The sequence below is a fragment of the Corynebacterium nuruki S6-4 genome (assembly GCF_007970465.1).
Lineage (GTDB): Bacteria > Actinomycetota > Actinomycetes > Mycobacteriales > Mycobacteriaceae > Corynebacterium > Corynebacterium nuruki.
Window position 1 is genome coordinate 1,917,586 of the sequence record NZ_CP042429.1, and the last position, 21,838, is coordinate 1,939,423.

Sequence of the window (21,838 nt, forward strand, 5' to 3'; positions counted from 1 at the left end):
TGCGAACCCTCATTCGGATAATTGTGATGGCCAACACAGTCGGCGCAATTTAGCATTAGCCCCCTGAAGCCGGAATTCCCTGACGATTCCGGATTATTCGACAAGGAGGCTCCATGACCGCCACCACCCCCACCCGGGATCCGCACAGTACGGATCCACATGACGTGGACAGTGCCACGCTGCGCCGGAGTATCGTCGCCGGTTCCGTCGGCGTGCTGGTGCACTGGTTCGACTGGGCCGTGTACGCCTACCTGGCCACGACCATCTCCGACGTGTTCTTCCCCGACGCCGGCGGCGCCACCGGCCTGCTCGCCGTCTTCGGCGTCTTCGCCGTCGCGTTCTTCTTCCGCCCGGTCGGCTCGCTGATCTTCGGCCACCTCGGGGACACCCTCGGCCGCAAGAAGACCCTGTCGGTCGTCATCATCATGATGGCGCTCGGCACCCTGATGCTCGGCCTGACCCCCTCCTACGACTCGATCGGTGTCTGGGCGCCGGTGCTGCTCGTCGTCGGCCGCATCATCCAGGGCATCGCCGCCGGCGGCGAGTTCGGCTCCGCCACGGCCTTCCTCGCCGAGTACTCGAGGCCGACGAAGCGCGGTTTCAACTGCTCGTGGATCGAGTTCGGTTCCGTCATGGGATTCCTGCTCGCCTCCGGTGTCGTCGCGGTCCTCTTCGCCGTCTTCGACGACCGGACCGTCACCGACTGGGCGTGGCGGATCCCCTTCCTCATCACCGTCCCGCTCGCCGCCGTCGGCTACTACATCCGTACGACGATCGAGGACACGCCCGACTACCGGGCCCTGGAGGAGGCCGAGGAGGTCCCGACCGCCCCGATCAAGGAGGTCTTCCAGCACAACAGGAAGCAGTTCTTCCAGACCGTCGGTGTGGAGATCTTCATGAACTGCACGTTCTACGTGGTGCTCACCTACCTGCTCACCTACCAGGAGGACACGGTCGGCTTCAACGCCGGGACCGCCGCCCGACTTTCAGTGATCGCCTCCCTCACCGCCGCAGTGATCATCCCGCTGTCCGGTAAGGCCGCCGACCGGTGGGGACGCAAGCCTGTTCTCCTCACCGCCGGCGTCCTGCTGCTGGTGCTGTCCTGGCCGATGTTCCAGTGGATGAACCAGGGCACCGCCGTCGCCGGTTTCTGCTCGACCTTCGTGCTCTCCGCCGTGCTCGCGCTCATCCTCGGTACCCACACCTCGGCCGTCGCCGAACTGTTCCCGACCCGGACGCGCCAGTCCGGACTGTCGATGGCCTACAGCATCGCCGGCGCCCTCTTCGCCGGGACGCTGCCCTACGTCAACACCTGGCTGATCGACTGGACCGGCAACATCATGGTGCCCGCCTTCACCCTCATGATCGTCGCCGTCGTCGGCCTCATCACCGTCTCCTCCATGCCGGAGACGAAGGGGATCGGCTTCATCGCCGACAAGGAACCGAATGCTGCACCGGACGCTGCACCGGACGCCGCGTCGGCCACTGCACCGGCCACCCGGTCCGACGACGAACCCGAACCCGAGCCGCAGGGCGCCGCGACCCGCTGACGGTACCGTGTAACAGTGACCATCACCCTCCGCCAGCTGGACTACTTCGTCGCCGTCGCCGATGCGGGAAGTATCACCGCCGCCGCCCAGCACCTGTACCTCTCCGCCTCCGCGGTCTCCACCACGGTCACGGAGCTGGAGAGCACGCTGGGCGTCCGGCTGTTCACCCGGCACGCCCGTGGCCTGTCGCTGACCGGGGAGGGCCGCACCGTCCTCGGCCGGGCCCGGTCCCTGCTGCGCGAGGCGGAGGACCTGGAGCACAACGCCACTGCGCTGGGCAGTGCGGTCTCCGGCACGCTGACCGTCGGCTGTTATTCGACGATCGCCCCGCTGCTGCTGCCCCGCATCATCGCGGAGTTCTCGGAGCATTTCCCTGATCTGACGGTGAGATTCGCCGAGGGCTCCCGTAGCGAACTGCTCGAGGGTTTCGCGCTGGGGCGGTTCGACCTGCTGGTGGTGTACGACTACCCGTTCAAGGACGACCTCCCCGACCGCGGGACGCTGCTCCCGTTGGGCGCGTTCCCGCCGTATGTGCTGCTGCCGGACTCCCACCGGCTGGCGGGGACCGGTCCGGTCGCGCTGCCGGACCTTGCGGAGGACCCGCTGATCCTGTTCGACCTGGAGCCCGCCGACCAGTACTTCCTGTCCCTGTTCGGTGCCGAGGGGGTGGAGCCCGATGTGCGTTACCGGACCGGGGATTTCGAGGTCATCCGTGGTCTCGTGGCCCGGGGTCTGGGGTATTCACTGCTCACCCAGCGGACGCTGCAGCCGGTGAGTTACGAGGGGATCTCCTATGTGCCCGCGGAGCTGGCCTGCGACCACGGGCCGCTGAATGTCGTGGCGCTCGCGCCGTCCGCCTCCCGGCTCACCGAGCGGGCGCAGGCGTTCGTCGGCGCCGCACGCGACATCCTCGCCGACCCGGTCCGCTACCCGAACCGGTGACGCGGGGTATCCCGAGCTGACCCGGATCAGCCGGGGTCAGCTGTCGAAGCCCATCTTCAGGGCGTCCATCACCTTGAGGAACGGCCCACGGCGTCCCTCATTCTGGTCCGCCTTCACCAGTGCCTTCGTCATCAGTTGCACGCTGAGCCAGGCGACGGGCTCCGGCGGGAACGGCTTCGGCAGCTTCTTCACCATCGCCAGTTCCGTCAGCTCGGTCCTCTCCCCCGACAGCAGGTCAAGCATCACCCGGCCGGCGAAGCGGGAGGCGCCCACCCCCAGGCCGGTGAATCCGGCGGTGTAGGCGACCCTGCCGTGGAAGGCGGTGGTGAAGAAGGGGAAGAACCGGGAGCAGGTGTCGATCGCGCCGCCCCACTTGTTGCTGAACACCACTCCCCCGTCGACGGCTTCCGGCGAGGTGCCGTCGAGCTGCGGGAACATCGCGTAGAACTGCCCGGCCAACGTCTCGAAGGTCTCCGGACGCTGGTCGTACTTCGGCAGGACCTTCTTGCCGAAGTGGTAGACGGCGTCCCACCCGCCCCACAGGATGCGGTTGTCGGCGGTGAGCCGGAAGTAGTGGAAGCGGTTGGTGACGTCGTCGAGGCCTTCCCTGCCCGCCCAGCCGACGGCGTCCAGCTGGGCGTCGGTGAGCGGCTGGGTCATCAGGGCGTAGTCGTAGACCGGCACGGTGTGCAGGGCGACTTTCTTCAGCAGCGACGGGAAGACGTTGGTGGCCAGCGCGACCGCCGGCGCGGTGACGGAGCCGAGGTCGGTCTCCACGGCGACCGCGGTACCGGACTCCACCTCCCGCAGGTCCTTGACCAGCGAGTGTTCGTGGATCTCCACGCCCTTCTCCAGCAGTACCCGTCGGAGTCCGAGGACCAGTTTCGCGGGGTGGAGCAGGGCGTTGTTGCGTTCGTCGAGCAGGCCGCCGAGGGCGCCGGCGGCGTGGATGTGGTCGCGGACCTCGTCGGCGTCGAGGTAGTGGTAGCCGTGCGCCGGGTCGTCGGCCTTCTTCAGCTGCTCGACCTGCCAGTCCTCGAAGGCGAGGGAGATTTCCCCGGTGCGCTCGAAGTCGCAGTCGATGCCGAGGCGGGCGACGGTCTCCTGGATCGCGTCGAGGTTGGCCAGTCCGAGCTCGTTGAGCCGGGCGGCCTCGTCGGGAAAGTGGTGGATGCCGTTGGCGACCCCGTGGGTGAGGCTGGCGGAGCAGAATCCGCCGTTTCTGCCGGACGCCGCCCAGCCGGTCTCGGTCCCTTCGAGGAGGACGATGTGGCGGGCGCGCCCGGAGGCGGCGTCCTGCGATTCGTCCTGTGCCTCGTCCTGTTCGACGGCCTGGAGGGCGGTCCACAGGCCGGTGAAGCCGCCGCCGACGATGACGAGGTCGGCGGTGGTGTGGCCGCGCAGCGGGGGCTGCGGGTCGGGCAGCTCGACCGAGTCGAGCCAGTACGGGGTGGTGGAGGCGCCGGTCAGGGCGGTGGTGATGTGCGGGTCAGTCTGAATTGTCGGCATGAGTATCTCAGGCCGAGTCTAGGCGCGTCCCCGCGGCGGGGGTGACGTCAGGCGGCCCGCAGGTGCCGGACCCGCGTCCGGCGGGTGAGGATGCGTCGGATGATGAAGCCGAGATAGCCGAGCTGACTGTTCATGGTGACCTCCGTGGAGTGTCGGTGGAACGGATTCGTCCGTCGGTTGCCCCCGACCCTACGTCGCACTGTGCGCTGTGTCACCTCACTGTGGCACGCCCACCGTCTCACGCGGGGCCTCCCCCGCCACGGTCGTCCCCTCGTGCAGCGCCTGGCCCGCCCACCGGGAGGACGCCGTCAACCGGGCCGCCCACACCGTCGCCGCCACCGAGATGACCGCGGTGACCGCGAGGTACCCGGCGGCCGTCCACGGTTCCCCGCCGCTGGAGTGCATCAGTGCGGTGAGGATCATCGGGGTGATCCCCGAGGCGTAGATGCCGGAGAACTGGTAGACGACCGACAGTCCGGTGTAGCGCACCTCGGTGGGGAACAGTTCGGCGAAGAAGGTGCCCTGGGCGGAGTAGAACAGGCCGTGGACGAGGCCGAAGACGACGACCAGGCCGATCACCAGCCATACGACGGACGCCGTGTGGATCAGCGCGAACACCGGGATCACGGCCACCCCGTACAGGGCGATACCCACCCCGTAGATGAGCGCGGGACTGTACCGGTCGACGAGGATGCCGGCCAGCGGGATGACGACGGCCATCACCCCGGCGGCGACGGCGACGGCGAGGAGTACCTGTACCTGGTCCATCGCCAGGCTGGCGGTGGCGTAGGTGATGACGAACACGCCCCACGTGTTGAAGGAGCTGCCCTCGCCCCAGCGGGCCAGGCAGCCGGCGAGGGTGTTCTTCCGCAGCTGCGGGTCGGTGAGCAGCAGGCGGACCGGGGCGCGACGGGTGTTGAGGTGCCGCTGCGCGGCGACGAAGGCGGGGGTCTCGTCGACGGCGAGGCGCACCACCACCCCGACGATGACGAGGATGACCGAGATGCCGAAGGCGATGCGCCAGCCGTAGGCGAGGAACCGGTCGTCGTCGAAGACGGCCTGCAGCAGGGCGAAGACGGCGGTCCCGAGACCCAGCCCGAGGGCGAGTCCGATCTGGGGGACGGCGCCGAAGCGCCCTTTCTTCCCGTCGGGGGCGTGTTCGACGGCGAGCAGGACGGCGCCGGCCCATTCGCCGCCGAGGGCGAAGCCCTGCACGATGCGAAGCAGCAGGAGCAGCACCGGGGCGAGGACGCCCACCTGGTCGGCGGTGGGCAGTGCACCCATGAGTGTGGTGGCGACGCCCATGAGGGCCATGGTGAGCGCGAGGGTGCGGCGGCGTCCGATCCGGTCCCCGATGTGGCCGAAGACCAGCCCGCCGACCGGACGCATCACGAAGCCGACGGCGAAGGTGGCGAAGCTGAGCATGGTGCCGACGAAGGAACTGGCGTCCGGGAAGAACAGCCTGTTGAACACGACCGCGGCGGCGGTGGAGTACAGGAAGAAGTCGTACCACTCGACCGTCGTGCCGAGCAGGGACGCCGCGATCACCCGTCCGAGGTGGGGTTGTCCGGGTTGTCCGGGTTGTCCGGGTTGTCCGGCCGGTGTCTGCGCGGTCATGGGCACACCTTGCCACCGCGGGCACCGCGGGGGCGTCCGATCGGTTCGCGGTGAGCGGAACCGGGGCGCGTCCGTGACGGGGGTCCGCAGTGGTCTGTGACGGTCAGCCGAGTTCGTGGCGGAGCAGGTCGCGCACGGTGGCGGTGCGGAACGGCTGGCCGGCGCGTTCCAGCACGTCCGGGCGGGTGTGCTGGTCGGCCAGTGCGAGTTCGTCGGCGCCGAGGGCGCCCAGCAGGATCCGTGGGCCGGCCGCCGGCACGGGGATCCGCAGCGGCACGCGGACGCGCTGCAGGTCGGCGAGGGTCGCGGCGAACTCCGCTTCAGTGATGTCCTCCGGGGCGACGGCGTTGACCGGTCCGGACAGGGTCGGGTCGACGGCGGCCCGGTGGTAGATGTCGGTGAGGTCGTCGATGCCGATCCAGGGGAAGTGCTGTGTTCCTGCGCCGAGGCGTCCGCCGCCGGCACGGGAAGACGCCGCCAGCAGGGTGAGCAGCGGCGATCCACCCGCCAGGACGAGCCCGGTGCGGATGTTCACGACGCGCAGGCCGGCCCGGCGGGCGGGGTCGCAGTCGGCCTCCCAGTCTCTGACAACGTCGGCGAGGAAACCGTCGCCGCGTGGGGCGTCCTCCCCCACCGGTTCCGGACGCCGCGCCCCGTAGAAGCCGACGGCGGAGGCGCTGACGAAGGTCGTCACGCCGGAGGTGGCGGCGAGCTCGGCGAGCCGGCGGGTGGGGCCGACCCGTGAGTCGCGGACGGCGGCGCGGTGGGTGTCGGTGAAGCGGCCGAAGATCGGGGCACCGGCGAGGTGGATGACGGTATCGACCCCGGTCAGCAGGTCGGGGGCGGGGGCGGCGGGGTTCCAGCGGCGGCCGCCGGGGACCTCGTGGCGCGACAGCGGGATGACGGTGTGGCCGGCGGTGCGCAGCAGGGCGACGAGGCGGGTGCCGACGAGCCCGGTGGGTCCGGTGACGGCGATGGTGCGCGCGGGTGTGTCGAGGTGCCGCAGGTCGGCGAGGTGGGTGAGGTCGGCGGTGAGCTGCCGGCCCCGGTAGCCGATGATGCGACGGAGCAGGGCGGCGGGGACGCGCGCGGTGATCCGGTCGGTGACGGTGGTGGTGGCGGTGCCGGTGGCGGTACCGTCGGCCTCCCCGTCGGCGGGGGCGATGAGGTGCTCGTGGCGCCAGCCGGTGAGGTTCGCCGGCGGGTTGACGCACACGTCGGTGAACCGGTGCCCGGCCCGGAAGCCGGCGGGGTCGTGCCGGGCGGTCCAGTGCAGGCCGCCGGGGAGGCGGAAGGTGGTGGTGCCGTCGCGCAGGTTGTCCGCCTCCCCGGTGACCTGCATGTGTGCGGCGCCGGGGGTCAGGCGGACGACGGCGCCGGGCCGGGTGTGCCAGTCCCAGACGTCGGCGGCCGGGTACGCGACGGTGGTGTGGAATTCTTGGGTACGGGGCGTGGTGAGGCCGGTGGCGGGGCTCATAGCGGCCGAGGGTACGCGTCGGAGAACACCCCTCTCCTGCACCCCCGTTCTTTCGCATGGTGAAAGTGTTTCCATTCTGCGGGACACCGGCCCCGTAGCTGTGCCAACATGTACGCAGGCTAACCTTTGACATGTATCCCCTGGCTTCACACGTGAAGGCGGGGGCGGAACGGAAAGGATGACAGGACGCCGTGCACACCATCACCGAAGAAGACCGCACCCACCACATCAACGCCGCCGTCGAGGCCCTCCGGGCCCGGATGACGAAGCGCTTCATCGACCTCGACGAGGCCTTCGCCCAGCTGGGCAAAGACCTGGCATGGCAGACCGAGCAGGCGTCCTGGGCACTGCGCCGGGCGCGGCGTCAGCTGCAGGGCGCAAGGTAGGGGTCACGGCAGGGGTCACACCCCGGCGCAGTACCCCTGCCCGGCGAGGATGTCCCGGACGACTTCGGCGATGTGCTTCGCGGTCCTTCCGGTGCCCTGACTGATCTGGGTGCGGCAGGAGAAACCGTCGGCGATGACCTCGCCGGTCGCCTCGCGGACCTTCGGGAACAGTTCCCGCTCGCCGAGCGCGAGGGACATCTCCGCGTGCCCCTTCTCGAAGCCCCAGTTGCCGGCGAGGCCGCAGCAGCCGGTCTCGATCCGCGACTCGTGGACGCCGAGTGCGGCGAGCACATCCGCCGAATCCTGCGGGTCGCCGAGCGACCGCTCGTGGCAGTGGATCTGGGTCAGGGCGGTGGTGTCCCCCGGGACCAAGGTGCCGGCATCCACCAGTTCGCGGATGACCGGGGCGACGAGGGCGGAGAAGGAGCGGGTCGCCGCGGCGAGCCTGGCGATGTCGGCACCGTCGGACAGCTCGGCCGCCTCGTCGGTGAGCATCACCGTGCAGGAGGGTTCCAGTCCGACGACCGGCAGACCGCGGTCGAGGTAGGGCCGCATCACCCGGGCAGTGTGGGCGAGGACCTTCTGTGTCATCGCCAGTTGCCCGGTCGAGTGCCAGGTCAGACCGCAGCAGACGAAACCGTCGGGGATCTCGACGGTGAAGCCGAGCGCTTCGAGGACCTCGACGGCCGCGCGGGCGGGGCCGGTGCCGAGGGAGGAGTTGAACGAATCCGGCCAGAGCACGACGGTGCCGCGGTCCGGCGCCTGTGCCGTCTGTACCGTCTGTACCGTCTGTGCTGATCGCGACGAGGCCCTGCGTTTCCCGAACCAGCTCTGCAGCGACTGGTGCGCGAAGTTGATCAGCGGCCGGGAGGTGTCCAGGCCACCGACCTTCGCCAGGGCGGTGGAGATTCCCGGGGTGTGCATGGCGGCGTCCACCAGGCGGGGCAGCAGCGGAATCCTGTGGGCCACGTGTCCGAGCAGCGGCAGCCAACCCATCATGTAGTGGGCGGCCGGGCGGATCCGGCCCTTGTAGTGCTCGTTGAGGAATTCGGCCTTGTAGGTCGCCATGTCGACGTTGACGGGGCATTCCGAGGCGCAGGCCTTGCAGGACAGGCACAGGTCGAGGGCTTCCTCGACCTCGCTGGAGCGGTAGCCGTCGACGATCGAGTCGCCGCGGAACATCTCCGACAGGATCCGCGACCGGCCGCGGGTGGAGTGGATCTCGTCCCCGGTGATCTGGAACGAGGGGCACATCGCCCCCTCGTCGCTGCGGCAGGCGGACACGCCCACACACCGGTTGACCGCGTTGACGAAGTCGCCCTTGTCCCGGCTGAATCTGTGGACCGGGGTGATCTCGAATTTCCGCTGCTGCGGGTCCATGCGCAGCCCGTCGGTGACCTCGTCCGGCCAGACGAGGACGCCGGGGTTGAAGACCCGGTCCGGGTCGAAGATCAGCTTGAACTGCTCGAACAGCCGCAGCATCTCCGGGGAGTACATCTCGGTCAGCAGGCTGGAGCGGGCCCGGCCGTCGCCGTGTTCGCCGGAGAGACTGCCGTCGTAGGAGGTGACCAGCGCCGCGGCCTCCTGCATGAAGCCGCGGAAGGCGGCGACGCCGGCGGTGCTCTGGAAGTCGAAGCTGATCCGCAGGTGCACGCAGCCCTCACCGAAGTGGCCGAAGGGGATCCCGCGCAGGTCGTAGCGGTCCATCAGGGCGTAGAGGTCACGGAGATAGTCCGCCAGGTGCTGCGGCGGGACGGCGGAATCCTCCCAGTTCGGCCAGGCCTCACCGCCGTCGGGCAGACGGGTGACCGTGCCGGCGGAGGATTCCCGGATCTTCCACAGGTCACGCATCTCGGCAGCATCCGTCACCACGACGTGGTCGATGGTGGTCACCGTGCCGGCGACGCGTTCGGCGGCGGCGCGGGCCTCATCGAGTGTGTCTCCGGTGGTCTCGCAGTAGAGCCAGCCGCCGGCGGTGATGCCCTTCCGGATGCCCGGAAGGTTGGCGCCGGCGTTGCCCTGTCCCTGTTTGCTCCGCAGGGCCTCGAGCAGGTCGCCGCCCATGCCCTCGATCGTGGCGACGCCGGGCAGCCGCAGTGCGTAGGCGGCGGCCGCCGCATCGTAGACGGTCTCGAACGCGAGGACGCCGAGGGCTTTCTGGGCCGGCACCGGGACGAGCTTGACCGTCATCCGGGTGATGATGCCGATGGTCCCCTCGGATCCGGCGACGGCCTTCGCCATGTCGTGACCGAGGTAGTGCAGGCCGTAGCCGGAGACCTGGCGGGGGAACCGCCCGAGCTCCCGGTTGATGCGGTCGGCGTTCCCGTCGTAGAGCTCCCGCAGGGCACGGTCGATCGTGGGATCGTCGCAGCCGTCGGCGGTGACGGTCACCTCGCGGCCGTCGGCGAGCATGAGGGTGACATCGACGAGGTTCTGGGCGGCGGTGCCGTAGGCGACGGAGTGCGAACCGCAGGCGTTGTTGGCCACCATGCCGCCGATGGTGCAGCGGGAGTGTGTGGAGGGGTCCGGGCCGTAGGTGAGGTGGTACGGCGCGGCGGCGGCCCGCAGGTCGTCGCAGATCACGCCGGGTTCCACGACCGCCTCCCCGCGGTCCGGGTCGAGGGAGAGGATCCGGTTGAAGTGGGTTGAGGTGTCAATGACCAGACCGTTGCCGATGGCGTTGCCGGCGACGGAGGAGCCGCCGCCGCGGCCGACGATCGACCAGCCGCGTTCGCGGGCGGAGGCCAGAGCTTCCCGGACTTCGTCGACCGTCGCCGGTTCCACCACGCCGCGCGGGACACGTCGGAAGATGCCCGCATCCGAACTGTAGGCGGCCCGGGTGGTCATGTCCGTCCGGATGCCGGCCCGAGACTGCCGGGCGTAGGCCCCCGGGGCGAGTCGCGGATGACCGGTGGGGTGGACGGGAGCAGACATCGGGGACCTTTCTGCTGGTGGTGTGGCAGATGCTACGCCCGGGGGCGGAGACCTGACGGAGGGCGTCGGCAGCCACCGGGGATACAGCCCGGACCTGACCTGAGGAGTCTGGCGGAACGGACCACGCTCGTGCCACAGGAGCACCGTACCGACCCATTTCGGGGGGTAATGAAACTTCCCCCCGTTCCCCGCATATCCACCATAAACATGCAGTTCAAAGGCAGTTCCAGAGCCCCTCCCCCACATTTTTTTCGAACGCTCGTATGGTTGCTTCTTACGCTGTCCTTCCCCTCCCCTAGTGTTTCCCGATGTAACCACACCCCACACCGAGGAGACGACATGGATCTCGACCTCACTCCTGAAGAAAAGGCCGAGTGGCTGGAGGAAGCCGCCGACGCAATCCGCGGCCGGATGAAGCTCCACGGCGCCACACCGACCGAGGCCGCCGCACAGCTTTCAACGCAGAGGAGCTGGCGCAGCCCGGATGCAGCACAGATCCTGCAGGAGTCCCTGACCGAGATCCTCGACTTCATCAACGTCATCCGCAAACCGACCGACTGGCCCATCCTGGTCGATGACAGCACACGGACCGTTGACAACGGCTGGTACGAAGGTCCTGATCTTGACCATGACCGCTTCTGGCCGCCGGTGCGCACCTCCATTGCCGAGGATCTCGGCGAAGGCGCCCTGGAAAAAATCGACGAGTCCAGCAACAAGATCATCGCCAGCGCGGGCATGCCCGCCATCCAGGACCTGAGGACCCGCGGACTCGTCGTCGGCTTCGTACAGAGCGGTAAGACAACGAACTTCCTGTCCGTCATCGCGAAGGCCGCCGATGAGGGTTACCGGCTCATTGTCGTTCTCGCGGGAATGACGAACAGTCTCCGGGAACAGACCCAGGCTCGCCTCGAGCAGAGCCTGACCGCGTACACCCAGAAGGACTGGACCGTCCACACGCAGATGGGGGAGGACTTCCGGCCGAACAACAACGGCTACAAGCTGACCAACGACAATGAGCGACAGCTTGTCGTCATCAAGAAGAACGGCTCCCGGCTCAAGAAACTCAACAGGTGGCTCGACGACATCACCCGGAAGGAAGGGAAACTCACCGCACCGATTCTGGTGATCGACGATGAGGCGGACCAGGCGAGTGTCAACGTGATGACCTCCGCCAAAGAGAAGAACCGGCGCAGCGCCATCAATGCCCAGATCAGCAATCTCCTCAACCGTCCGCGGACCTCCTACATCGCCTACACCGCGACCCCGTTCGCCAACATCCTCATCGATCCGAACGACGAGTCCGACCTCTACCCGGAGAACTTCATCACCGTTCTTCCCCGCCCGGACGGCTACTTCGGAGCCGCCCAGCTGTTCGGACGGGACCCGGTCATCGGCGAAACGGTTGACGACGTCGACGACCGGACCGTCGCGGCCATCCGCGACATCCTTCCGTCGGATGTCGATGCCGTGCGCCCGCCGAGCAGAGGAATCGAGTCATGGAGTCCGACGCTCCCCGACTCCCTGCGCGACGCGGTCCGTTGGTTCCTTCTCGCGACAGCGACCCGGTGGGTCCGCGGCCAGCGTGACAGGCACTCCTCGATGCTCGTCCACAGTTCCCCGCGAATCCAGGCCCACGAGCAGCTCGCTGCCGTGGTCGAGGAAGCGGTCAACGACTTCTCCAGGGCCATGAATGATCCGGCGTTCCGGGATGAGCTTGAGGAGTTCTGGGACACGGAGACGGCCATCCAGCCGCAGAACCCGGACTACGCGCCGCCCGTAACCTTCGATCAGGTGTGGGAGGTCCTCCACGAGGTGCTCGACGAGGTGAAGTTCGTCGTCGACAACGGGCAGTCCGACCAGCGCCTGGATTACAGCAACGGGACACAGACCGTGATCGCGGTCGGCGGCAACACTCTCTCCCGTGGCCTCACGCTCGAAGGTCTCGTCTGCAGCTACTTCGCCCGGGTCTCACGTACCTACGACACTCTCCTGCAGATGGGACGCTGGTTCGGTTTCCGGAAGGGATACGAGGACCTGGTCCGCATCTGGATGACACCGCAGCTCTCCGAGTGGTTCAAGGATCTGGCGACCGTTGAAGAGGATCTCCGGCGCGATATCGGGCGTTATGCAGAGGAAGACCTCACTCCGGCCCAGTTCCGGGCGAAGATCCGTCTGCACCCCGCCATGCAGGTCACCAGTGCCGCGAAGATGCGCAACCACAAGAAGGCCTCGATGAGCTTCGCCGGGTCCCGGGCACAGACCATCGTCTTCCACGAGAAGGACGCCGATTTCCTCGGGCACAACATCAAGGTCACGAAGGACTTCCTCAGCGGCCTTCGGAAGGCCGGCAAGCGCAGCTGGACCAGGAGCTCCAACGGCTCGACCGTTTTCGCGGGACTTTCCAACCAGGAGGTCCTGAACTTCCTCGAGGACTACCGATTCGTCGAAGATGTCGAGGACACGCCGCAGGGCAACAAGTGGGATCTCCTGTCCGAGTACATCAGGAAGGAAGCGGAGAACGGCGGTCTCCGTTCCTGGAATGTATCGGTCATCGGCCAGAAAGAGGACGTACGGGGAACCCTCGACCTCGGTCTTGCAGAAGCTGTCAACCTGGTCAAACGAACAAGGGTCAGTTCCTCCACCGTCGGCCGGGCGAGCATCAACACCCTTGTGGGGCCGAAAGACCGTATCAACGACCTCCCGTTCACTGATGCAGATCAGTGGTCGGCGCTCGACGAGGAACTGAAACAGGTCGGAAAGAGCTCGACTGACGCCGTGCTGATCAAGAAGCACGCCAAGTATGCCGGAGAGGGCGTCGGCCACCTGACGATCTACGCCATCGACAAAGACTCGGCACCGACCCGACCGCTCAGCACAGAGGAAGCCGCCAAGGTGAAGGACACCGGCCGGATACGCCGCGCCCTCGCGGCCGAAGACCATGTCATCGCCCTCGGAGTGTTCCTGCCTGAGTCCGACAGCGAGTCCACCGTGGAATACATCTGCGGCATCGACAGCACCGCCCCCGGTATTTCCCAGGATGAGCTTGAGGAAGCCCAGGCCGACCAGGAGCAGTTCGAGACCACTGTGGACAGGGAAGAAGACGCCGACCGCCAGGAGGATGTCAACAATGAAGATTAACCCTGACCAGAACACGAGCCTCGAACAGCTGAAGAACCTGGATGCGTACCGTGCCAGCCAGCGGACGCCTGAAGAGTTCTTCCCGATCGACCTCGATCTCGGTACCGGTTTCCCGTACCTGGTGGCCTCTATCGACCACACCTACGGAGTTGCCGTTCCCGTCGGTCGGGACTGGATGGACCACTACGACCAGCTCCCGCAGAAGACGACGTTGAAGCTGGTCTCCACCTCGACCTTCCACCGCGACGGCACCGACTACCTCCAGGTCACGCTCACCGATGAGAACCTGCTCCGGACCTTCGGCGACTTCGTGGACAACCTCTTCGAAGCTCTCGGCGACAACGAGGGCACCGATCCCGGCGAAGTGACTGTACAGCTGCTCACGGAAAGCCAGCGACTCTTCCGCGCCGCCGGCACCGCGGTCCCCAGCAATGAGGTTCAGGCGGGGCTTCTGCTGGAACTGGAGACACTCCGACGGCTCTATGACGGAATCGGAGCGGACGCTCTGCGTCGCTGGACCGGCCCCGACAATGAGCGACATGACTTCGAACTGGCCGACCTCTCCCTCGAGTGCAAGGCCACGCTGTCACGGGAGAACTTGGCCGTGACCATCCACGGTGCCCACCAACTCTCACCGATGGGCGACAAACCGCTTGTCCTCCTCGTCCGCAAGTACGAGAAGACCATCGACGGCGGCCTGTCAGTCCCCGATCTGATCCGGGAAATTTCCGCGCTCCCGGGCATCGACACCGAAGAGTTCGCCCGCAAGCTCGGCGAAGCAGGTCTGTCGCCCGAGGTCCTCGAGAAAGACGCCGAGTTCACCCGTTTCAACCACGTTGAATCCCATGAGTTCGACATCACCGAAGCTTTCCCGCATGTAGAAGCCGAACATCTCTCAAACAGGATCAACCAGGTCTCCTACACCGTTGATCTCCGTGACCCGTCATCGATCCCCGGACACCGGGACTCCCTCAAGATTCTCAAGGAGGACAACTGATGGGCGTCTACCCACTCTTCCCCGACCACGACGGAGGTTCCGCCTCCTCGTTCACCCACGGCCGTTCAGCCTCTACCGCCCTCGGCCGGCCCAACCTCACCAACTGGGAACTCTTCGTCCGGGAGTCCCTGCAGAACAGCTGGGATGCCCGGGACAGGACCAGCGCCGATGACGGGGTGACCTTCGCCATCGACTACCGCCTGTTGGATGACCACAGCAGCAAGATCCTCCGCAAGCAGGTCTTCGGTCAAGGAACATCTCACGTCCCCGGGCTGAGTAAGTCTCTGGAGAAAAAGAACATTCCACTGCTCATTGTCTCCGACTCCGGCACCACCGGTCTCCGCGGTCCGACGAACGCAGCGGTCGCTGCGGAAGGTCCCTCGGACTTCAACAGTTTCGTCCGGGAGATCGGTCGCAGCGCATCCAAGGAGGTCAAGGGCGGCTCCTACGGATTCGGTAAGGGAGTGTTCTTCACTGCAGGACGTTCGCGCACCATCCTCGTCTACACCCGTACCGTCGACGAGCACGGTGAACGGGTCAACCGGTTCATCGCCGTCGCCAACGACGACTCCTACGAGTACGAGGGTTTCAAGTACACCGGCCGACACTGGTGGGGCATCAAGGAGCCTTTCAAGGACCCTCGTACAGGGAACACCTCGTTCTTTGCCGAGCCCATGACCGGCTGGCAGGCGGACAACGCCGCGGCGTTCTTCAAAATGGACCAGCACTTCACGGACGAGAAGCCGACGGGGACGTCGGTCGCCGTCATCGACCCCGCCTTCGAGGACTCCTCCGAGCAGCAGATGGACCAGATCGCCCGCGCGCTCACCCGCTGGGCCTGGCCGCACATGGTCCACACTCCCGAGGATGAGGACGCACTGCACTTCGCTGTCACCCATAACGAGGACCGGGTCTCTGTCCCGGATCCGAAAGCTGATCCTGTCCTCACTGAATTCGTGACGGCCTACCTGGACAGCCTCTCAGTCGACCCGTCCACAGCGGAGGGCTTCAGTTTCCGGAGGTCCACCGAGGTGTCCTCCGTCCGCTCCGGTCGACCTGTCCACGGTCTCGGACGGATCGGCATCCGGGAAATTCCGGGGCGGGCTTCCGCACAGAAGAGCGTCATAGAGCACACCGCCGGATCCATCGCCCTGATGCGTGGCCCGCGCATGGTCGTCGAGTACCGGCAGGGTCCCGCGGACAGATTCGGCCGTAACTACGCCGCAGTCTTCTCCGCCGCCGACGACCTCGACCGCGAATTCGCACTCAGTGAACCGACAACCCACGACGCTTGGCACCCCCGGACCCTCACAGACCGGGACCTCATCGGTTCCACCTGGAAAAGCAGGAACAACCCGGTCAAGATCGCCCTGGACCACATGGACAAACTGATCCAGTCCTGGGGCACCGATGGTGAGGGAGACAAGGACTCCCCCTACGACAACGCCAGCCGACAGATCGCGTCGATGCTCGGCGGGGTCCTCGGCAGCATTCCGGGCACCTCCATGTCCGCGAAGCCGGAGCCCAAAGGCAGGAAATCCACTGCCGGCCCCGGCAAGTCCGGGGAAAGGAAGGGCACTCCCCGGACCAGTCTCGTCAATCTGCTTCCGGACGGCGACGAGCTCTGTGCCGTCTTCCAGCTCTCCATGGACATGCCCTCCGGTACACCGCCTGCAGCACTCGAGGTCAGCGTCCAGGTGGAGACCGACACCGGCCCCACCCGGAACTGGGATGACCTCGGTTACCGTCCGGTGATCGAGAGCTGGCGTTTCACCGACGCCCGGAGTTCGCCCAAGGAACTCCGTCCGTCCCGGCACACCACCGGAACCGGTGATTCGGACATCGTCACCCTCTCGCCCGGACATGACACCGCAGTGCTGTTCGTCCGGCAACAACGGGGCCTCGCAGTGAGCCTGAAGATCACCCGCACTCAGAACGACGCCGAGGAGGACTGACCCCATGGCCAACGACATCAGTTACGGCTTTCTCCGGCCGCAGGACAATGACTTCACGGACATCTCGCTCACCGTGGAATGCGGTACCGACGTCACGACTGTCGCCTGCGATTCGGAAAACCGCCAGAATACCGAGCTCGCGTCCTGGGGACGGGGAAACAGCGTCCTCGTGAAAGCAGAGTTCTCCACCGATCTGGCAGCAGTGGTGGCGGACTGTGATCTGCCGCTGCAGAACTCCCGTCTGGGGGCACTGCTGCGGTGGAACTGCCCCTCCACCTCGATACGCGGTTACGGGAACACCGTCCCGGTCACGGACGGTGTCAGTCGGCCTACCGTTCTGGTCCCGGGTGATCAGATAGCGGGCGCGATCTCGGTGGAGCTCGACGTGGTACTGCTGGACAACCCGGTCGCCGACCCCGACTCAGTTGCTCCGGTCCGCCCCGGGAGCGTGCTCTGGTCAAGGTCCCTCCGTATCCATCTTGAAGGGGTCGGGGCCACGGTCCACACCTCCTCCTACGACTTCGCCGAGATGCACGAACTCGATCCAGGTGCCATGTGGAGGATCCACCTCGAATCTGATCCGGAACTCCACGTCACCCGCGCCATCCGTGTCTGTCTCAACACCTCGAACAAGATCACGAAAGTCGCACTGGACAACATCAACTCGGGGAAGGGCCCGACGAAGGAGACGCAGATGTGGCAGCGCTTCCTCGCCATCGACCTCCGCACCCACCTACTGTGGGCTGCACTGGGACTTTCCCAGGAGCATGCTCTCGCGGAATACGAGTATGACGAGGAAAGCTACGGCCAGATGCTCTACGGAATCCTGCGTTCCTACTTCCCCGACGACGACCCTGCGTCGCTGCTCCAGAAAGCGGTGACAGACCCGGGCCTCATTTCCGCCCGGGTACAGAACAACTACGGCGACAAGAGGTAGTCGACGATGAAATCCTTCCCCCTGCTCGACACCCGGTTCGCCGAAGATATCGTCCGTACCAGCGTCGACGAGAACAAGTCGATCACGACGCTCGCCGAAGAGGCGTCGACCAGCCATCCGAAGTCACGCTTGTCCGAGACAGGCCTCTCCTGCGCGACAGATGCAGACCTGCAGTCCCTGCGGGACGACATCATTTCCGTCGCAAAGCAGTACGGGTACCCGAACCGGTCCGCGGAAAAGAGTCACGCCTTCTCCGACTTCGACCGTGAAGCGACCCATGTCTTCATGGCACATGTCGACGCGCCCGTGAATGACGCACGGTCCACGGAACTCTGGAACTTCATCACCACTGTTCTCCTCCTTGACGTCGCCAGCTGGCGGTTCCCCAACACCAAGAATGACCCGAAGTTCAATCGCTACCTGGGATCCTCACCCAAGAGCACCTTCAAGAAGCTCTGGTGGCGCGGTCACGTCCTCGGGGACCTCAGCGACAAAATCGGTGAGGACCAGTCGGTGGCACTGCTCGAGCGAACCTCGGTCGCCGGCGATCCCCGACTCCCGAAGACGATCATCCGCGAGTTCCTCGACCGCACCGCAACCAAGGACGCCTCCAAGAACCTCTCGGACCAGTTCCGGTCGACCATGCTCATCACCAAGGCCCGACTGGCCACGGTCTGTGTCGAAGCATTGGACGACGATCAGGTCGCCCAGCTCGTGCGGGATTGCGTCGACGTCGCCCTTGCCCGGTAACCTGGTCCCTGGATTCCACCCCACAAGCCCTGACGCTCCCCGTCGCCGACCGGAGCACTGTCGTCCGGCAGGGTGCTGCAGCAGAAAGAAGAACATGAAGTCGTCCGGAATCAAGGTCGCACCGTCCGCAAAGCGCCTTACCAGCTCCCTGCGTGACATCGGTTACAGCTTCGAGTCCGCCGTCGCCGACCTGATCGACAACAGCATCGCAGCTGGTGCCACCGACGTCGATGTCGTCGTCAACTACAACGGCAGTGATTCGCGCGTCTTCATCATCGACAATGGTCGCGGCATGGATACCGAAGGCCTCACCGAGGCTCTCCGGTTCGGTACCAAACGTGGCTATGAGCAGGGAGAGCTGGGCCGGTACGGTCTCGGTCTGAAGACCGCGTCACTGTCCCAGTGCCGACGTGTTGTCGTCTATTCCAGGGATCCGGCGGACGGTCACCTCGACGCACTGTCCCTCGACCTCGACTTCATCGAGACCGTCGATGACTGGATGGTCACCTACCCGGATGACAAGGATCTGGAGGAACGGGTCCGCTCCCTGTTCAGGAGCCCGACCGGGACCGTCGTGGTCTGGGAGAAGCTGGACCGTCTGCTCCCCGCCAAAAATCCCGAGAGCAGCTGGGCCCGCCAGAAGTTCCTGAGGATCGCCGACCGGCTGCAGCAGCACCTGGAAATGGTGTTCCACCGTTTCCTCGCCGGCGACGGTGCCGATCCGGTGACGATCCGTGTCAACGGTGAAGAAATCTCTCCCTGGGACCCGTTCGTGACCGACGAGGAGAAGACCGAGCTGGTCAGCAACGATGTCCTCGACCTCCCCACCTCAACCGGGCAGCTCGGCAAGGTGAAGGTCCGGGCGTACTGTCTCCCCGCACGCTCCCAGTTCTCCTCCCACGACGCCTTCGAGCGCGCCGCCGGGCCGCGGAAATGGAACCGACAGCAGGGCCTGTACATCTACCGTGCCAACCGTCTGGTCCAGTGGGGCGGCTGGGACGGCATCCGCACCATCGACGAGCACATCAAGCTCGCCCGCGTGTCCCTGGACTTCGACACCGATCTCGACGACGAGTTCAACATCAATGTCGCGAAGATGCGCGTCACCATGCCCCACCAGCTCAAGAAGATGCTGGCCCGGTCCATCGCCGATGTCTGCGCCCAGGCCGGTGCCCGGTACCGCCGTGACCAGAACCGCGGCAGTGGCGAACAGCTCGAACTAGGAGATCGCGCTGCCGATTCAATCTCGATCTCCAACGGTGCAGAGGTCGGTCTGGCCCTGAAGTCCGCCGCTGCCCAGTCGGGTCACTACGACGCCTTCCTGGAGATGTCGAAGATCATAAAGAAGAATTCCCCGGACCTGGCCAGGCAACTGGGACTCTGACCATGTACAGGAATTCAGGAGACGATGGGTCAAGAGCCTTCGGGGAAATCACCACTGACTAATCGTCAGTGCGGGAAAGAGTCCTCTTGAGCGGAATTCCTGCCGAATACGCATTTCCCGCAGTGGTCCGGAGCCGCGACGCCTTCCGGACGCTGGACTGAGAGGTATTAACCCCTCCACTCAACCGATCTCGTCCTGTTCGACCGCGAACCGGTCGCAGGTACCGAACAACGGGCACCCACTGCAGACCGGGTTCTTGATCCGGCAGTGTGCCTGAGCCACCTCGATGAGTGCCAGGTGCGCCTCACGGGAGGATATACCCATCCCGAGCATCCGCGCCACGGCGATCCGACCATCCGTGAGCTGGTTCCGACGCTCCATGGAGATCGACTGGAACCGGGAGGTCACCCGCAGGACACCGCGGGTGGTCAGCACCGGTTCCTCCGACTTCTCACCGCCCGAGCGCCAGGGGGCGATAAGGTCGATCATCTCGGCGTCAGCCTTGCCGACCGCCTTGACGACGGACCGGTCGATGCTCAGTGCCCAGAACGCTTCCGGCGCGGCACTGGTCTGCTCGTGGAACTCACGGAGCTTCTTCGCCCGGTTCCGCTGGCCGATCCCTTCGAGCATGTCGGTCAGGACCGCCACCGTCGCATCGGCCACCGACGGATCATCGGCGGTACCGGACGGCATCGCGTTGATGACGGGCCACAGCTGGTCCACCAGGGATTTCTTCATCCTGGACAGGACGATTTCACCGACCGCGGCCCTCCACCGGTCGTCCGTCCACAGCCACGGCAGCACCCTCTGATTTTTGGCACGGTCACGGAACCATCTGCCGAGCGAGGTGGAGATGACCTTGGACGACCGCTTCTTGGGCTCGTTCCGCTCGATGGCCTCGACCATCCTCTTCGCGATGGCACCTGCCGCACGCGGAGGAACCGCATTGCCGATCTGTTTGAATGCGGCGCTGGGCGGACCGTTGAAGCGGAAGTCGTCGGGGAAGGTCTGGATACGTGCGGCTTCACGCACGGTCAGCGTCCGGGGCTGCCGCGGGTGGATGAACCCGTAACCGTCCTTGGCGATGTGCGCGGTGATGGTGCGGGACAGATCGTTCTCGTCCAGTCGCTTGTACTTGTCGTCGTAGATGTCCGCGCGGTACCTGCGGAGATGTTCCGGCAGGTCGGAGTACTTCGTCGATGAGTCCATCATCTCGAAGATCTCCCGGTCATCCTCACGGACAGGCCGCGTGATGTGGTCGAAGACCTTGTGTGCGTCCTCGGGACGCACACGCCGGCGGATGTACCGCTGGAACTCGGTGAGCGGTTCATCGTATTCGGCCCAGCCGTCAGCACCTCCTACCGGGCGCCAGCCACCCTCCACCTCCGGGAGATCCCCGATAGCGTTCCAGAGCGACACCTTCTCCGGGTAGTCCGCCGGCCACTCGAACTCCAGACCGTCGCGGAAGGCCACGACGATGAGCCGCTGACGGTGCTGCGGTACGCCGTACCGCCAGGTCTCGATGACCTTCGCGTAGACCGAGTACCCGATCTGCTCCAGTTCCTCCACCAGGGAGCGGAAGATGAACATCTCGGCGTCCAACGCCATGTCGGGGACGTTCTCCATGATGATCGCCTGCGGGCGGGCTCGTTCGACGATCTCGATGTAGGAACGCCACAGTTCACGTCGGGCGTCCTTCGGCTCCCGCCGTCCCTCCTCGACCAGTTTCCGGATGCCGTTCCGGCCGGCCTTGGAGAACGGTTGGCAAGGGGGACCACCTGCGAGGATCTGGATCCCGCAGTCCTTCATGAGGTCAGCGACACCGATGATCGAATCCTCCGTGGAAAGGTCCCAGTCAACCGACATTCCGGCAAAGTGGTGGGCATGGGTCTTCACCGCCTCCGTGTAGTGGTCGACGCCGAGCACGACCTCGAAACCCGCTTCCTCGAGACCGAGGGAGATCCCTCCGGCACCGGAGAACAGGTCGGCTGCGAGCACCTGACCGGTCGCCCTCCGTTTGCTGCAGTACGCCTTCAACTCTTCGCGGGTGGAGCAGTGGTCAAGGTGTTTCGGCAGCTTGAGAAACGGGCCACGGATCTGGGAGACCGCGTAGCGGTCCCCGCTCCTCGTCTTGTCGCTGTCTTCCAGAACTCCAGTCACCCGTGAAAGTGTAGGCGGCGGTCGCCCGTGGAAGAAACGGGGAAACGCAGGTCAGAAAGGCACCTCGGCAAAGGACCAGGTCGCGGGGCCCGTACTGCAGAC

15 protein-coding genes are annotated in these 21,838 nt (G+C 66.0%); 9 read left to right on the forward strand and 6 right to left on the reverse strand.

All coding sequences use genetic code 11. The annotated features are described in order from the left end of the window. The first annotated feature begins 113 nt into the window (after positions 1–113). Both FSW06_RS08630 and FSW06_RS08635 read left to right on the forward strand, forming a co-directional pair. A complete protein-coding gene (locus FSW06_RS08630; RefSeq protein ID WP_010121365.1) occupies positions 114–1,550 on the forward strand; it encodes an MFS transporter in 1,437 nt (478 codons plus the stop codon). A 15-nt stretch (positions 1,551–1,565) separates the two neighbouring features. Next, the gene (locus FSW06_RS08635) at positions 1,566–2,492 is read left to right on the forward strand and encodes a LysR family transcriptional regulator (RefSeq protein WP_010121367.1); all 927 of its coding nucleotides are present in this window, start codon (positions 1,566–1,568) and stop codon (positions 2,490–2,492) included. Between the two features lie 36 nt (positions 2,493–2,528). Here FSW06_RS08635 and FSW06_RS08640 read toward each other — a convergent pair whose 3' ends face one another. The 4 genes from FSW06_RS08640 to FSW06_RS08650 all read right to left on the reverse strand — a co-directional run bounded on the left by FSW06_RS08640 (position 2,529) and on the right by FSW06_RS08650 (position 7,095). After that, the gene (locus tag FSW06_RS08640) at positions 2,529–4,001 is read right to left on the reverse strand and encodes an NAD(P)/FAD-dependent oxidoreductase (protein ID WP_010121368.1); all 1,473 of its coding nucleotides are present in this window, start codon (positions 3,999–4,001) and stop codon (positions 2,529–2,531) included. Between the two features lie 47 nt (positions 4,002–4,048). Then, entirely contained in the window at positions 4,049–4,201 is a 153-nt protein-coding gene (locus FSW06_RS14520; protein WP_158005222.1) for a hypothetical protein, read from the reverse strand. A 16-nt stretch (positions 4,202–4,217) separates the two neighbouring features. Further along, on the reverse strand, positions 4,218–5,618 hold the full coding sequence (locus FSW06_RS08645) for an MFS transporter (RefSeq protein WP_083827077.1): 1,401 nt from the start codon (positions 5,616–5,618) through the stop codon (positions 4,218–4,220). Positions 5,619–5,721: 103 nt separating this feature from the next. Then, positions 5,722–7,095 (reverse strand): TIGR01777 family oxidoreductase, encoded by a 1,374-nt coding sequence (locus tag FSW06_RS08650; protein ID WP_010121372.1) that lies wholly within the window; start codon positions 7,093–7,095, stop codon positions 5,722–5,724. 191 nt (positions 7,096–7,286) lie between these two features. On the opposite strand from FSW06_RS08650, the gene FSW06_RS08655 reads away from it, so the two are divergent. Next, positions 7,287–7,481, forward strand: a complete 195-nt coding sequence (locus FSW06_RS08655; protein WP_010121374.1) for a hypothetical protein — start codon at positions 7,287–7,289, stop codon at positions 7,479–7,481. A gap of 15 nt (positions 7,482–7,496) precedes the next feature. On the opposite strand, the gene FSW06_RS08660 is transcribed toward FSW06_RS08655, so the two are convergent. Then, positions 7,497–10,415, reverse strand: coding sequence for an FAD-binding and (Fe-S)-binding domain-containing protein (locus FSW06_RS08660; protein WP_029449819.1), 2,919 nt, complete (start codon positions 10,413–10,415; stop codon positions 7,497–7,499). A 339-nt stretch (positions 10,416–10,754) separates the two neighbouring features. Here FSW06_RS08660 and FSW06_RS08665 point away from each other — a divergent pair, with 339 nt between their 5' ends. From FSW06_RS08665 to FSW06_RS08690, 6 genes are all read left to right on the forward strand, one after another. Next, complete coding sequence (locus FSW06_RS08665; RefSeq protein ID WP_010121378.1) at positions 10,755–13,553, forward strand: Z1 domain-containing protein; 2,799 nt, start codon at positions 10,755–10,757, stop codon at positions 13,551–13,553. After that, positions 13,543–14,550 (forward strand): PD-(D/E)XK motif protein, encoded by a 1,008-nt coding sequence (locus tag FSW06_RS08670; RefSeq protein ID WP_010121380.1) that lies wholly within the window; start codon positions 13,543–13,545, stop codon positions 14,548–14,550. The genes FSW06_RS08665 and FSW06_RS08670 overlap by 11 nt, the downstream gene beginning before the upstream one ends. After that, a complete protein-coding gene (locus FSW06_RS08675) occupies positions 14,550–16,505 on the forward strand; it encodes a hypothetical protein (protein WP_010121382.1) in 1,956 nt (651 codons plus the stop codon). The genes FSW06_RS08670 and FSW06_RS08675 overlap by 1 nt, the downstream gene beginning before the upstream one ends. Positions 16,506–16,509: 4 nt before the next feature. Beyond that, positions 16,510–17,442: a hypothetical protein gene (locus FSW06_RS08680; protein WP_010121384.1), complete on the forward strand. Its 933-nt coding sequence runs from the start codon at positions 16,510–16,512 to the stop codon at positions 17,440–17,442. Positions 17,443–17,448: 6 nt separating this feature from the next. Continuing rightward, positions 17,449–18,192 carry a DUF6339 family protein gene (locus tag FSW06_RS08685; protein WP_010121386.1) on the forward strand — a complete coding sequence of 248 codons (744 nt, stop codon included), beginning with the start codon at positions 17,449–17,451 and terminating at the stop codon, positions 18,190–18,192. Positions 18,193–18,286: 94 nt separating this feature from the next. Continuing rightward, positions 18,287–19,576, forward strand: a complete 1,290-nt coding sequence (locus FSW06_RS08690) for an ATP-binding protein (protein ID WP_010121387.1) — start codon at positions 18,287–18,289, stop codon at positions 19,574–19,576. A gap of 180 nt (positions 19,577–19,756) precedes the next feature. Here the strand turns inward: FSW06_RS08690 and FSW06_RS08695 are convergent, their stop codons facing one another. Continuing rightward, on the reverse strand, positions 19,757–21,736 hold the full coding sequence (locus tag FSW06_RS08695) for a DNA cytosine methyltransferase (protein WP_238525985.1): 1,980 nt from the start codon (positions 21,734–21,736) through the stop codon (positions 19,757–19,759). Positions 21,737–21,838 lie beyond the last annotated feature (102 nt).

What these genes read in the sequence shown, in the direction of transcription:
- FSW06_RS08630 (WP_010121365.1), top strand. Translation starts at nt 114, where the DNA reads ATGACCGCCACCACCCCCACCCGGGATCCGCACAGTACGGATCCACAT.
- FSW06_RS08640 (WP_010121368.1), bottom strand. Translation starts at nt 4,001, where the DNA reads ATGCCGACAATTCAGACTGACCCGCACATCACCACCGCCCTGACCGGC.
- FSW06_RS08645 (WP_083827077.1), bottom strand. Translation starts at nt 5,618, where the DNA reads ATGACCGCGCAGACACCGGCCGGACAACCCGGACAACCCGGACAACCC.
- FSW06_RS08650 (WP_010121372.1), bottom strand. Translation starts at nt 7,095, where the DNA reads ATGAGCCCCGCCACCGGCCTCACCACGCCCCGTACCCAAGAATTCCAC.
- FSW06_RS08660 (WP_029449819.1), bottom strand. Translation starts at nt 10,415, where the DNA reads ATGTCTGCTCCCGTCCACCCCACCGGTCATCCGCGACTCGCCCCGGGG.
- FSW06_RS08665 (WP_010121378.1), top strand. Translation starts at nt 10,755, where the DNA reads ATGGATCTCGACCTCACTCCTGAAGAAAAGGCCGAGTGGCTGGAGGAA.
- FSW06_RS08670 (WP_010121380.1), top strand. Translation starts at nt 13,543, where the DNA reads ATGAAGATTAACCCTGACCAGAACACGAGCCTCGAACAGCTGAAGAAC.
- FSW06_RS08675 (WP_010121382.1), top strand. Translation starts at nt 14,550, where the DNA reads ATGGGCGTCTACCCACTCTTCCCCGACCACGACGGAGGTTCCGCCTCC.
- FSW06_RS08680 (WP_010121384.1), top strand. Translation starts at nt 16,510, where the DNA reads ATGGCCAACGACATCAGTTACGGCTTTCTCCGGCCGCAGGACAATGAC.
- FSW06_RS08685 (WP_010121386.1), top strand. Translation starts at nt 17,449, where the DNA reads ATGAAATCCTTCCCCCTGCTCGACACCCGGTTCGCCGAAGATATCGTC.
- FSW06_RS08690 (WP_010121387.1), top strand. Translation starts at nt 18,287, where the DNA reads ATGAAGTCGTCCGGAATCAAGGTCGCACCGTCCGCAAAGCGCCTTACC.